Origin of the sequence: Nonomuraea dietziae, assembly GCF_014195505.1 — a bacterium.
Classification (GTDB): domain Bacteria; phylum Actinomycetota; class Actinomycetes; order Streptosporangiales; family Streptosporangiaceae; genus Nonomuraea; species Nonomuraea roseola.
The window spans coordinates 1,264,783-1,277,213 of sequence record NZ_JACIBV010000001.1 but is presented as its reverse complement, the minus strand read 5'-3'; the positions used below and the strand labels follow the sequence as shown (position 1 = coordinate 1,277,213).

Genomic DNA, 12,431 nt, shown 5'->3' with positions numbered 1-12,431 from the left:
TATGGCGAGGGCTCGGACGAAGGAATGGAAAGGACGACATGGAGCCGAACCACGCCGACCCTCAGCACGAGCCCGGTTCGCCCGAGGGGATGAGCTCGCGGCAGGTGGACGGTCGCAGTGAGCTGTCCCGGTGGATCAGCGGAACGCACGCCTTCCCCGCCGACCGCGACACCTTGCTGGAACGCGCGCGCTCCCAGTCGGCGCCCGACGGAGTGCTCGCGGCGATCCGGTCACTGCCCGATCGCGTCTACGACAACATGGAGGCCGTCGCCGAACAGCTCGGACTCTCCGGCGGGGAGCAGCACGACTAGGAGCGGTCCGGCCCTGCTCCAGCACCCTGGCGACATGGAGGACGTGCGGGGGAAGTGGGGCTCCGAAGACCGGTCAGCACTCGGGGCTTGAGTGGCAACCGAACGGCCAGTGGCGTAAAGGAGCCGTCGGGCTCGCACTGACGCCACTGGCCGTTCCGATGCGGGCGAGGACAGCGACCGGTGATGATCTGCCCTCTTGCGCAATGGTCAAGGATCGTTGACCATTGTCCGCATGCCTACCGATGATCTCCCCGAGACCTTTCACGTCACCACTGACGAGCAGTTACGCGCCGTCTCCAATCTCACGCGTCACCGGATCATGGCCGTGCTCCGCTTCGAGCCGGCGACGATCACGCAGATCGCCCAGCGGGTGGGCCTCGCGAAGGGGAGTTCCAGCTATCACGTGCGGCTACTGGAGCGGGCCGGCCTGGTGAAGGTGGTGCGGACGCGGAAGGTGAGAGGGGTCACCGAGCGGTACTACGCGATGGCCGCGCGGTCGATCGAGCTGCCGGATCCAGGGCCGGGGCAGCCGGACGTGCTGCTGCGGAATGCGGTGGCGGACCTGGAGGCGTCGCCGGTGGATGGTGAGCGGCACGTACGGATGGCACATCTGCGACTCACCGAGGAGCAGTTCACGGAGCTGGGGGCGCGGCTGCAGGCACTGGCGGATGAGTACCGGACGCTGTCTGATCCATTGCTTCCAGACGTGTCGCTGGTCTTCGCGCTGTTCCGGCCGGCTCCGCGCCGGCAGGTCGAGGGGGACGCCCAGTGACCCCGAATCTGACAAAAGAGGTGGCGAAGCTGCCCACCGGGTTCGGGCGACTGTGGACCGCGCAGACGGTGTCCTCGCTCGGTGACGGAGTGACGCATGCCGCGCTGCCGCTGCTGGCATTGACGTTGACGCGGGATCCGATGGCGCTGGCCGTCGTCACGGCCGCAGGGACGCTGCCCTGGCTGCTGTTCGGAGTGCTCGGCGGTGCGCTGGTGGACCGCTGGGACCGCCGCCGCACGATGTGGGTCACGGACACGGCGCGTGCGGCGCTGCTCGCCATACCCGCTGCGGCGGCGGCGCTCGACGTGCTGAGCGTCCCGCTGCTGGCGGCCGTCGCGTTCCTGCTCGCCCTCGGCGGGCTGTTCTTCGACACGGCCGCCACGGCGTACCTGCCGGATCTGCTCGGCCGCGACCCCGCCCAGCTGGAACGCGCCAACGCTCGCCTGCGCGGCGCCCAGACCGCGGCGTCCGGCTTCGCCGGACCACCCGCGGGCAGTGCGCTGCTCGCGCTCGGACGTTCGGTTCCGCTGCTCGCCGACGCGGTGTCGTTCGCGCTGTCCGCACTGCTCGTCCGGTCGCTGCCCGCCGTGCCGCGTCCGGCCGCGAGCGCACGCGAGTCGCTGCTCCGGCAGGCGCGGGCCGGGGCCTCCTACGTCTTCCAGGACCGGCTGCTGCTCGGACTCGCGCTCCGTCCGGCGGTCGGGAACGTCGCCTTCCTCGCCGTGGAGACCGTACTCGCCCTCTTCGCACACGAACGCCTCGGCATCGGCGCCTTCGGCTTCGGCCTGCTCCTCACCGCCGAGGCCACCGGCGGCCTGCTCGGCGCGGGCATCGCCTCCTTCCTCGGCCGGCGTCTGGGCACCGGCACCGCGCTGACCTGCACCGCCACAATCGAGGGCCTCGCCATCCTGGGGCTCGCCTCCGCCCCGAACCCGTACGTGGCCGGGCTCGCGCTCGCCGTCTGCGGGGCGGGCATGGGCGCCACGATGGTGCTCGGCCCCTCCCTCCGGCAGGCCATCGTCCCGGCCCACCTGATGGGCCGCGTCGCCTCCACCTCCCGCATGCTCGCCATGTGCGCCGCCCCGCTCGGCGCCTTCCTCGGCGGGTGGCTGGCCACCACCTACGACCTGCGCACCCCGCTCTACGCCGCCGCCGGCCTCCTCCTCACCATGACCGCCGTCACCGCGACCATGACCAGCAACCGCCGCGTCGAGACCGCGCTGCGCAGCGCGCGCCCGCAAGCCGACCCGGCCGACCAGGACCCCGCCGAACAGATCGCTGTGCAAGCCACATCCGCTGACGGTCGTCGCTTGCAGGTCACAACACCTCCAGCCGCTGCTCAAGCCCCCACTCAGCGCGCGGGCGGGATGTTGTAGTTGGCGCGGAAGGTGTTGTGCGGGTCGTGGACGGCCTTGAGCGCGGTCAGCCGTTCGTGGTCCGGGGCGCGGTAGGCGGTGCGGACCCGCTCAGGGGCGGCGTGGTCGCCGTGGCCCATGAAGTTCAGGAACCGTCCTGCCGTCCAGGGGGCGAGATCCTGGAACAGGCGGTCGAGGAACGCGTGGGCCTCCTGGGCGCCGGCGCCCGTCAGCGGGTTGAGCACCGCGAGCATGAACTGCGCGTTCCTGTGCCCGACGGCGTTGGCGTGGACGGGAGGTTCGGCCAGCGCGCCGCCCAGGTGGCGTAGTTCCATGATGGCCGGCAGAGGTGCCGCCGGACCGACGTGGCGCAGGACGACCTCGACCGCCTTGCCGTCCAGCGTGGTCAGCAGGGCGTTGTCGGCGGCCCACGGGATGGGGAAGGGCGGGTCGTCGTGGATGGAGGCGCTCTCGTGGTAGGGCATCTCGCGCAGCGCCTCCATCAGCGGTTGACCGATCGCGCGCAGCGGCCCGACCAGCCGCTCGCCCTCCTCCGGGTCGCCGGTGAAGGCGATCCGGACGTGGTAGACGTGGCGGCCGCGCATCGGCGCGGGCACCTGCGGGTCGTCGGGGAACGGGATCAGCGCCACCGAGGAGTTCATCTCGACCGGGACGGCGGCGGTCCACCGCCGGTAGGCCTCCAGGAGTCCTGGGCTTTGCTCGGCGTCGAAGAAGAGGCCGCCGCCGTACAGCCCGGACACAGCGACCAGGCCGAACTCCATGCCGGTCACGATGCCGAAGTTGTCCCGCCCGCCGAGCAACGCCCAGTACAGATCGGGCTCGCCGTCCGGGGTGACGTGGCGCAGGACTCCGTCGGCGCTGACCACGTCCATGGCGCGCACCCGGTCGGCGGCCCACCCGTGGCTGCGCCCCAGCAGGGGCAGCCCGCCGCCCAGGGTGAAGGAGACGACGCCCACATGAGGCGCCGAGCCGTTCAGCGGGGCCAGGCCATGCGGCGCGGCCCGCTCGATCACCTGCTCGAAGCGGGCCCCGGCCTGGACCCGAGCCGTGCGGGCCCGCGGATCCACGCTGACCTCCTTCATGCGCCGCGTGGAGATCAGCAACCCGCCCTCGGCGGTCGCCGAGTAGCCGTGCCCGGTGTTCTGCACGGCCACAGGCAGCGCGCGGGCCGCCGCGAACCGCACCGCCGCCGCCACGTCCTCAGCCCGCGCGGCTCCGACGATCACGTCGGGCCGGTGCCGTACGGCCAGGTTGAAGCCGGTCCGTTCCTCGTCGAACCCCTCCTGGCCGGGCAGCAGGACCGGCCCTTCGACTCGGGCCGCCAGATCCTTCACGGCGTTGCGCTCCACGTCTCTCTCCTGTTCATTCGACTCGAACGGAGCGAGCTTGTCGGCATAACCTGACATCCGCCGTCATATTCTGAGGCGGTGAAATTCGACCGGCTGCTCTCGATCATGCTGCTGCTCCAGCACCGTGACCTGATCCAGGCCAGGGAGCTGGCCGAGCGCCTGGAGGTGTCGCCGCGCACCATCTACCGCGACGTCGAGGCGCTGTCGGCGGCGGGCGTCCCCGTCTACGCCGAACGCGGCAAGCACGGCGGCATCGGGCTGCTGGCCGGCTTCCGCACCGACGTCACCGGACTCACCACCGACGAGGCGCGCGCGCTGTTCGTCCTGGCGTCGCAGGGCGCGCACTCGGCGCTCGGGCTGGACCACGCGCACGGAACGGCGCTGCGCAAGGTGATGGCCGATCTGCCCGCCCCGCACCGGCCCGCGGCGGAGCTGACCAGCCGCCGCATCCTGGTCGATCCCGACCGCTGGCTGGCGGGACCTCGCCCCGAGGCCGACCTGGAGACCCTTCGCGCCGCCGTCTTCACCGACAGGCGGCTGCGCATCCGCTACCGCCACAGCGACCAGGCCACGCTGCGCACCTACACCGTCGACCCGTACGGGCTGGTCGCCAAGGCCGGCACCTGGTACCTGGTGGCCGACCACAGGGGCAGGCCGCGCCTGTTCCGCACCGACCGGCTGTCAGGCGTCAGCGTCATGCCGGCCGAGGCGCGCCGCCGCCAGGGCGTGGAGCTGGAGCAGGTGTGGAAGGAGCTGCGCCGCCAGGTGGAGGACCGGAGCGAGGGCGTCAGGATCGCCGTGCGCGTGCGCAGGGAGCGGCTCGACATGGTGACGCGGATCGCCGGCGCCTACTTCGCGGGGCCGCCCGAACCACTGGAGGACGAGCCCGAGTGGATGAGCGTCCACCTCACCTATCCCGTCCTCGAAGCCATTCGTCACCTGCTGCAGTTCGGCGCCTCCGTCGAGGTGACCGGCCCTCCCGAGGCCCGCGCGGAGCTCCTGCGCGCCTCCGCCGAGATCGCCGAGATGTACGGCGTAGCCTGATCCGCACGCGGCCTCCCAGCGCGGCGTCGTAGGCCTCGGCCACACGGCGAAGAATCCGGCCGAGATCGTGCCGGCGGCCTGAGCGACGACCGAGCCGGTCGAGCAGCCGGGGCCCTCAGGCGAGCACCGCTGCTCGGATGCCCCGTCTGAGCAGGGCGGGCAGGCACAGGACGGTGCCGAGGGCGCCCACCCACACCGAGGCGGACAGGCCCGCCAGAGCCGTCATGCCGGCCGCCGCGAGGCTGCCCAACGCGATCGCGCCCCAGAGCAGGAACCTTTGCACCGAACCGACCCTGCCCAGCAGCTCCGCGGGGGCCTCCGTCTGGCGCAGGGTGATCGAGGTCGGGCTGAAGGCGCCCTCGCCGACGCAGTGGACGACGCTGCCCGCCACCAGGCCGATCGCGCCCGCGACGCCACCGAGCGCGCCGAGCGCGGGCATGCTCACGATGCCGAGCACGGAGACCGTGGCGGCGGCCGTCAGCGTCCTGGGCGCGCCGAGGCGGCGGATCAGGCGGGCCGACAGCAGGTTGCCGACCGGGTAGCCGGCCGCCGCCGCGCCTATCACGACGCCGATCCAGCCGGGCGACAGGCCCAGGACGTCGCGGCAGTAGAGCACCAGGCTCGTCTCCACCATGGACAGGAACAGCACGTAGACGGTGCCGCACGCCAGGATGGGCTCGAGGATCGGGTGACGGAGGGCGAAACGCAGGCCGACGGCGATGTCGCGGCGCAGCCAGCCTGGCTGCCTGACGGCGGCGGCCCTCCTCGGCTCCCTGTGCCGGATCAGGGCCAGCGAGACGAAGGAGGCGGCGAAGCTGAGCGCGTTGGCCGCGAGCGCGCCGACCAGGCCGAGCGCGCCGATGAGCGGCCCGGCCGCCATGGGGCCCAGCGCCTTGGAGGTCGACTCCGACAGCGCGAGACGGGTGTTGCCGCGGTGCAGCTCGTGGGCGTCGCCGTACAGGCTGGGCAGGTAGGAGGTGTAGGCGACCTGGAAGAACACCACCGCGCACCCGCTGATCAGGATCAGCCCGAACAGCAGAGAGAAGGTCAGCGCGCCGGTGGCCGCCAGCACGCAGATCGCGGCGAACGCGACCGCCTGCACGCCGTCGCACACCAGCATGACGGTCCTGCGGGGCAGTCTGTCGACGATGGCGCCGGCCGGCAGGCCCAGCGGCAGGAACGGCACGAACAGCGCGAACGGCAGCAGCGCCGCCTGCGCGGGGGAGGAGCCGAGCAGGGTCACGGCCACGAGGGGCAGCGCGAGGGTCATGAACTGGTCACCGAAGAGGGAGAGCGACTGGCCGGCCCAGAGCAGGCCGAAGTCGCGGCGCACCGACGGCGGGTTCGGGTCTGGGGGAGGACCGCCGGACGGCGGAGTGCCGATGCTGGTCGTCATGAGGCGGACTCCCGCCGGATCGCGCCGGAGCCCGCGGGCGATGCCGCGTGCCTTCGGCGCTCTTGACGCTCTTGGTGATGACCGTGGGGATGGGTGAACACGTCGGCCCATCCTTCCGCCGCCGGCGCCACGATGACGGCGGCAATCGGACCTCGCACTGGGGCCTATGGCGCGCCTGGGCCGGTTCGACCGGGTCAGCCGGCGGCCGGTGTCCGATCGCCCTCGGGCAGGGAGTCCAGCCAGCCGATCAGCCGGTCGCCCTGCCGCGTCATGACGGAGGGGTCGCGCAGGGCGTTGGCCAGGAGCGACATGCCCTGGTACGCGCCCACCAGCGTCAGGGCGAGCCCGTCGGGGTCGGGCAGCCCGAGCTCGCGGAACTGGCGCTCGGTCCAGTCCAGCAGCAGCCGGATGACCCTGCCGGCCTCGGCGTCGAGACCGCCCTCGGCGCGCTTGTCCAGCTCGACGGCGAGCGTTCCCGTCGGGCAGCCGTAGCGGGCCGCGATGTCACGCTGGCTGACCCACGCCTTCACCAGACCCTTGAGCCGCTCCCTCGGGTCGGCGAGGAGGTCCAGGCCGCCCGTGAGCATCCCCAGCTGCCGGGCGTGCTCGCCCAGGGCGGCCGCCACGAGCTCGTCCTTGGTCTTGTAGTAGTAGTACACATTGCCCACGGGGACGTCGGCCGCACGGGCGATGTCGGCGATGGTGGTGCGCTCGGCGCCCTGCTGGTGGACGACCCTGGCGGCGGCTTCCATCAGCCGCTGCCGCTTGGCGGTCGCGGTCCTCACCCGGGATCCTGTCAAGTCAGTCACCTGACTAAGCATAGTGCGGCGTGATGTGTTGCTACCGCGGTGGGGGCGGCCCAGCCCCCCGCGCTGCGCGCGGCGAAGGCGGAGCAGCCGGCCGCGCGGCGCCTCATCACCGACGCCGGAGTTCGCCGCGCCCTGCCTGCGTCACCGTACGGCCGCGATGACCTGGCCCGCCACCGCGTCGATCATCGCCTGGACGGCATAGTTGCCGAGCGGCCTGCCGTCGCGGACCCTGCGCCCCGGCACGTCGGCGCCGCTGGCGTTGATCGTGACGACCACGTTGCCCTTACGCAGGACGGCCCTGCCCTCGCCCCGCTTGGCCCCGCCAACCTGGTAGACGTAGTACACGTAGTAGCCCTCGTCGAAGTGCTCGCCCGCCTTCGCCGACCCCACCTGCCCGATCGTCCCCTTCACCGAGGGCGCGCCGCCGAACACGCTCGGCTGGCGGTAGTCGTTGCGCCTCTTGCTCGCGAAGCTTCTCCTGGCGTCCTGCTCGGTGGAGGTCATGCCCTTGAAGCCGGCGTCGTAGGTGACCTTCAGATCCCTGAACCTGAACGGCGGCGCGTCGCCGGGATCGTTGGCCCACTTGCACGCCACGTCGTACTTGTCCTTGACCGACTTCGCCATCCCGAGCCTCGACCGGGTCCGTGCGGTCAGCACCCGGCAGGGATCGGCGGGCACCTCGAAGGCGGCGGCCTCGACGGCCTTCTCGGACGGCACGGCCTTCCGGCTCGGCGCGGCCTTCGCGGGCGACGGCGAGGCCTGCGGCGGGGAGCCGGCGGGCGCGGGCTGAGCCAGGGGGAGGGCGCCGCATCCTGCGGCCATCCCCGCCACGACCATCGCGCCCAGCGCTACGCGCAACCTCTTCGCCATACCCGCCCCCATGAGCTGATCCGCCACCGCCGTACCGTGCGGCGTTCACCGCGCCACGGCGACTAGACAGCTTGGCAGGTCACCCTGCGCGATGGCGACCGGGATCCCTGCCAACAACCGCCTCAAAACCGCCAGATGACCTCGTCGTCCCCGCCCGAGCACCTCGGCGGGCGACGGTTCAGGAGGGAAGGGGGGCGCGGGCGGTGCTCCCGCGTACGATCAGCTCGTGCGGCAGGATCAGCCGTTCGGGCTCGGGCGGCAGGCCGGACAGCAGCATGCGGCCCGCCGTCTGGCCGATGAGCTGCTTGGGCTGCCTGATCGTCGTGAGATCGGCCTCCTCGGCGCCGCTGTCGGAGAAGCCGACCACCGACAGGTCCTCGGGGACCTTCAACCCCGCCTCCGCCGCCGCGTCGAGCACGCCGAGCGCCATCACGTCGGTGTTGCACAGGATGGCGGTCGGCCGGGGGTCGCGTGCCAGCAGGGCCCGTCCCGCCTCACGACCGGACTCCCTGGCGTTGCCCGCCACCTCGTAGACCGGCACGCTCGCCCAGTCCACCCCCGCCTGCTCGCCCGCCACCCGGTAGCCCTCGACCCTGGTCCGCATCGCCTCGTACTCCGCGCTCCGCTGGCGGCGCAGGTCGGCCCAGCCGTGCCGGCCGTCCTGGTGCAGGCCCACCAGCGCGAGCCCGAGCCTGCGATGCCCTAGATCCACCACATGCCGTACGACCTCGCCCGCTGCGGCCAGCTCGTCGATGCCGATGAAGGGCAGCCCCGGGACGTACGGCTCGTCGACGAACACGGTGGGCAGCCTGCGCGCCAGCACCGCGTCCAGCGTGGCGTGCCCGTCGGGCAGGGAGAAGACGCAGAAGGCGTCCACCACGGCGTTGCGCACGATCTCGGGGCGCTGCACCCCTGGCGGCTGCTGGAGGATCAGCAGACCGACCGCGGCCTCCTCCGCGGCCACGGCCAGGCCCTGAAGGAAGCCGATCGAGTAGGGATCGGCGAAGGCGTACGGCAGCGTCTCGGTGAAGATCAGCCCGAGCGCCCCCGCCCTGCCCAGGCGCAACGAGCGCGCGGTCGGGTTGGGGCCCGCGTAGCCGAGCTCGCCGGCCACCCGCAGGATCCGTGCGCGTAGCTCCTCGCTGAGCTGGTCGGGACGGGAGAAGGCATAGGAGACGGTCGCGCGGGACACCCCGACCCGGTCCGCGATCGTCTGCAGGGTCACTCGCTCGGCCATACCCCAACCCTAGCGTTCGTCTTCTTAATCCATTAAGGTCTTAATTGATTAAGGAGGAACCATGGACGCCATGCAGGTACTCGCCCACCAGACGGCGATGGGCTACGAGGACGGCCTCCACTCGGCGCTGCCCGGCGCGCCGAGACGGCCGGACCGTCCGAAGACGACGCAGTCCAGGGTGCGGCTGGCTCGCGCGCTCCGGCAGGCAGCCGATCGCCTCGACCCTGCGGGAAACCGCCGCCCGGCCGGACAGCACTGCTAGCGCCGGACACGTGAGCACCTGTCCGGCGTAGCATTCCGGCATGCTCATCGACCCGGGCGTCGTCGCCGCCTTCTGTCTCGCAGCGTTGATCATCTCTTTGGTCCCGGGGCCGGACCTGCTCTTCATCACCGCCACCGGTCTGGCCTCAGGGCCGCGGGCAGGGGTCCTCGCGGCCGTCGGCATGTCCGCGGGGCTCGCCGTGCACACCGTCGCCGCCGCCCTCGGGCTCGGCACCCTCTTCCAGGCCTTCCCCACGGCCTTCCACGTGCTGCGGGTGGTCGGCGCCTGCTATCTCGTCTACCTGGCCGTCAGCTCCTTCAGGGCCGCGGCGCGGGCGGACGGCCTCGATCCGGCTCACGCGGCGGCCGAGCGCAGGAGCTCGGCTCGCCGCGTCTTCGGCAGGGCGCTGCTGACCAACCTCGCCAACCCCAAGGTGATCGCCTTCTACCTGGCCTTCTTCCCGCAGTTCATCGACCCGGCCCGGGGGAGCGTGACAGCGCAGTTCTTCCTGTTCGGAGCGCTGTTCATCGTCGTCGGCCTGTGCGTCGACGCGAGTGCGGGCCTCCTGGCAGGACGGCTGGCCGACTTCGTCCGCGGCCGGCCATCCGTCCAGCGATGGATGCACCGCGTGTCGGGCACCATCTTCGCCGCGCTCGCCGTCCGCCTGGCCACCGACAGCAGATAGACCGGCGGCCCGGACCGACCTGCGTGTCCAGGCCCACGGTCGGGGCCGTGACCGCCGGCCTGATCACGCCTTGGTCGTGTGGTCAGGCCGGCGTCGCCCCCCGCGTGTCCCGGCGGAAGGTGTGCCGGTAGCCGGTGGGCGTCACGCCGAGGTGGAGGCTGAAGTGCCGGCGCAGGTTGGCCGCCGAGCCCAGCCCGCTGTGCTCCGCGACCTGGTCGATCGGCAGATCTGTCGACTCGAGCAGGCGTCGCGCGCGGATGAGGCGCTGGCTGAGCAGCCACTGCAGCGGCGTGGTGCCGACCGCGGATTGGAAACGGCGCGCGAACGTCCGCGGGCTCATCCCTGCCCTGCGAGCCAGCGCGTCGACGGTCAGCGGCTGGTCGAGACGGGTGCCCGCCCATTGCAGCAACGGCCCGAGACTGTCGTCGTCGGTGTCAGGTATGGACAGGTCGACGTACTGCGCCTGGCCGCCGGTGCGGTGCGCGGGCATCACCATACGGCGGGCGACCTGGTTGGAGACCTCGGCGCCGAGGTCTTTCCGCACCACGTGCAGGCACAGGTCCAGCGCCGCGCCTCTGCCCGCGCTGGTCATCACGTCGCCGTCGTCGACGTACAGCACCGACGCGTCCACCCGCACCTGCGGATGCAGCATGGACAGCGTGCCCGCGTACAGCCAGTGCGTGGCAGCCCGCCTGCCGTCGAGCAGCCCCGCGGCGGCCAGGGCGAAGGCGCCGGTGCACAGGGAGATGACACGTGCGCCGGCTGACGCCGCCGCCCTGAGGGCTTCGACCAGCGCCGGGGGAACGGGCAGGCCCGACTGCACGCACGCGTACGGCAGCGCGGGCACGATCACCGTCCGCGCCTTGGCCAGCGCGTCGAGGCCATGGCGCGTGTGCTGGAGGAAGCCGAACTCACTCCTGGTGCCCGCCGGTTTCTCCGCGCAGAGCCGGAAGTCGTACCACGGGTCGGCCAGGTCGGTCCGTTCTGGGCCGAACACCTCGCAGGCGATCGCGACCTCGAACAGGGGCATGTCGTCGACCAGAGCCAGGGCGACGGAACCGGCGCTCACGTCCCCAGCGTACGGCAGGAATTTTGCGAACAGTGGCACTCCTGCCACTCGCGGCTCCTTCCGCGCGTTGGCATCGTTCAGGGGTGAACATCATCGAACTCAGGCAGTACACCCTGCGTCCAGGGCAGCGTGACCTTCTCATCGACCTGTTCGACAGGGAGTTCGTGGAGAGCCAGGAGGCCTTGGGGATGCGCGTCGTCGGGCAGTTCCGCGACGAGGACGACCCCGACCGGTTCGTGTGGCTGCGCGGCTTCCCCACCATGCGGGCCCGGCGCGAGGCACTGACCGCGTTCTACGTCGAGGGAGAGGCGTGGAGGAGGCACGGGCCCGCCGCCAACGCCACGATGGTGGACTCCTCGAACGCCCTCCTGCTGCGTCCCGCGGGCCCGGACTCAGGATTCCCCGAACCGGAGACGCCTCGGCCTCCCGCGGACGCCACGACCGTGCCGGACTCCCGGGTCATGGCGACGATCTACGCAGTGGACGAGCAGGCCGATGATGACTTCAGCCGGTTCTTCGACGACCGCGTGGCCCCGTTGATGGCTGAGACGGGGGCGCCGCCATTGGCCCGCCTGCGCACCGAGCACGCCGAGAACACCTTCCCCCGCCTGCCCGTCAGAGAGGGGGAGAACCTCTTCATCTGGTTCGCCTCGTTCGCCGACTCCGATCGGCGTCGTGAGCATGTCGAACGGCTGGAGCGCTCGCAGGAGTGGCACGAGAAGGTGCTGCCCGAGCTGACGGCACGGTTGAGCGCTCCACCCCTGCACCTGAGGCTGGCCCCGACGGCCAGGTCGCAGCTGCGCTGATCAGTCGAGGACCGCGGTGGCTTCGACCTCGACCAGCAGGTCGGGCTCGCCCAGCGCGGCGACGCCCAACAGGGTGATCGGCTTGACGGGGTCGACCCCCAGCTTCGCGGCCGCCCTGGCCACGCCCTCGCCCAGCAGGGGCAGTTTCTCGGGGCTCCAGTCGACGACGTAGACGGTCAGCTTCGCCACGTCGTCGAAGGATCCACCGACCTCGGCCAGCGCGGTGCCGATGTTGAGATAGGCCTGCTCGACCTGGGCGGCGAGGTCTCCTTCGCCGACCTTGCGGCCGTCGGCGTCGCGGGCGACCTGACCGGCGAGGAACACCAGCCTCGACCCGGTGGCGATCGACAGCTGCCGGTAGACCTCGGGTTGGGGCAGTCCCTTGGGATTGACCAGGGTCACGGCCATGACTTCTCCTTCTCGTCCGAGTCCGCGGATGCGGCCT

The 12,431-nt window shown here is 71.8% G+C and carries 14 protein-coding genes; 7 read left to right on the top strand and 7 right to left on the bottom strand.

The genetic code is table 11. From position 1 onward, the window contains the following. Window positions 1–38 precede the first annotated feature (38 nt). The 3 genes from FHR33_RS06330 (at window position 39) to FHR33_RS06320 (ending at window position 2,459) form a co-directional block, all read left to right on the top strand. Entirely contained in the window at window positions 39–311 is a 273-nt protein-coding gene (locus FHR33_RS06330; RefSeq protein WP_183644795.1) for a DUF2795 domain-containing protein, read from the top strand. A 232-nt stretch (window positions 312–543) separates the two neighbouring features. Beyond that, a complete protein-coding gene (locus FHR33_RS06325) occupies window positions 544–1,083 on the top strand; it encodes an ArsR/SmtB family transcription factor (RefSeq protein WP_183644792.1) in 540 nt (179 codons plus the stop codon). Next, window positions 1,080–2,459, top strand: a complete 1,380-nt coding sequence (locus FHR33_RS06320; protein ID WP_221240960.1) for an MFS transporter — start codon at window positions 1,080–1,082, stop codon at window positions 2,457–2,459. The genes FHR33_RS06325 and FHR33_RS06320 overlap by 4 nt, the downstream gene beginning before the upstream one ends. Here the strand turns inward: FHR33_RS06320 and FHR33_RS06315 are convergent. Beyond that, window positions 2,435–3,808 (bottom strand): FAD-binding oxidoreductase, encoded by a 1,374-nt coding sequence (locus FHR33_RS06315; RefSeq protein ID WP_312895389.1) that lies wholly within the window; start codon window positions 3,806–3,808, stop codon window positions 2,435–2,437. The two genes, FHR33_RS06320 and FHR33_RS06315, sit on opposite strands and share 25 nt — an antisense overlap. A 78-nt stretch (window positions 3,809–3,886) precedes the next feature. On the opposite strand from FHR33_RS06315, the gene FHR33_RS06310 reads away from it, so the two are divergent. Continuing rightward, window positions 3,887–4,852: a helix-turn-helix transcriptional regulator gene (locus tag FHR33_RS06310; RefSeq protein WP_183644787.1), complete on the top strand. Its 966-nt coding sequence runs from the start codon at window positions 3,887–3,889 to the stop codon at window positions 4,850–4,852. Window positions 4,853–4,967: 115 nt separating this feature from the next. Here FHR33_RS06310 and FHR33_RS06305 read toward each other — a convergent pair whose 3' ends face one another. The 4 genes from FHR33_RS06305 to FHR33_RS06290 form a co-directional block, all read right to left on the bottom strand. Continuing rightward, window positions 4,968–6,248: an MFS transporter gene (locus tag FHR33_RS06305; protein WP_183644784.1), complete on the bottom strand. Its 1,281-nt coding sequence runs from the start codon at window positions 6,246–6,248 to the stop codon at window positions 4,968–4,970. Between the two features lie 194 nt (window positions 6,249–6,442). Beyond that, complete coding sequence (locus FHR33_RS06300) at window positions 6,443–7,033, bottom strand: TetR/AcrR family transcriptional regulator (RefSeq protein WP_312895388.1); 591 nt, start codon at window positions 7,031–7,033, stop codon at window positions 6,443–6,445. Window positions 7,034–7,198: 165 nt separating this feature from the next. Continuing rightward, window positions 7,199–7,927, bottom strand: a complete 729-nt coding sequence (locus FHR33_RS06295) for a DUF3558 domain-containing protein (protein WP_183644781.1) — start codon at window positions 7,925–7,927, stop codon at window positions 7,199–7,201. A 178-nt stretch (window positions 7,928–8,105) separates the two neighbouring features. Further along, window positions 8,106–9,164, bottom strand: a complete 1,059-nt coding sequence (locus FHR33_RS06290) for a LacI family DNA-binding transcriptional regulator (RefSeq protein ID WP_183644778.1) — start codon at window positions 9,162–9,164, stop codon at window positions 8,106–8,108. A 61-nt stretch (window positions 9,165–9,225) separates the two neighbouring features. Here FHR33_RS06290 and FHR33_RS06285 point away from each other — a divergent pair, with 61 nt between their 5' ends. Both FHR33_RS06285 and FHR33_RS06280 read left to right on the top strand, forming a co-directional pair. Then, window positions 9,226–9,426 carry a hypothetical protein gene (locus FHR33_RS06285; protein ID WP_183644775.1) on the top strand — a complete coding sequence of 67 codons (201 nt, stop codon included), beginning with the start codon at window positions 9,226–9,228 and terminating at the stop codon, window positions 9,424–9,426. Window positions 9,427–9,466: 40 nt separating this feature from the next. Continuing rightward, a complete protein-coding gene (locus FHR33_RS06280) occupies window positions 9,467–10,111 on the top strand; it encodes a LysE family translocator (protein ID WP_183644773.1) in 645 nt (214 codons plus the stop codon). Window positions 10,112–10,193: 82 nt separating this feature from the next. Here the strand turns inward: FHR33_RS06280 and FHR33_RS06275 are convergent, their stop codons facing one another. Further along, the gene (locus FHR33_RS06275) at window positions 10,194–11,141 is read right to left on the bottom strand and encodes a helix-turn-helix domain-containing protein (RefSeq protein ID WP_183659908.1); all 948 of its coding nucleotides are present in this window, start codon (window positions 11,139–11,141) and stop codon (window positions 10,194–10,196) included. A gap of 122 nt (window positions 11,142–11,263) precedes the next feature. On the opposite strand from FHR33_RS06275, the gene FHR33_RS06270 reads away from it, so the two are divergent. After that, on the top strand, window positions 11,264–11,986 hold the full coding sequence (locus FHR33_RS06270) for an NIPSNAP family protein (protein WP_312895386.1): 723 nt from the start codon (window positions 11,264–11,266) through the stop codon (window positions 11,984–11,986). Here FHR33_RS06270 and FHR33_RS06265 read toward each other — a convergent pair whose 3' ends face one another. Then, a complete protein-coding gene (locus FHR33_RS06265) occupies window positions 11,987–12,394 on the bottom strand; it encodes a RidA family protein (protein ID WP_183644771.1) in 408 nt (135 codons plus the stop codon). Window positions 12,395–12,431: the final 37 nt, after the last annotated feature.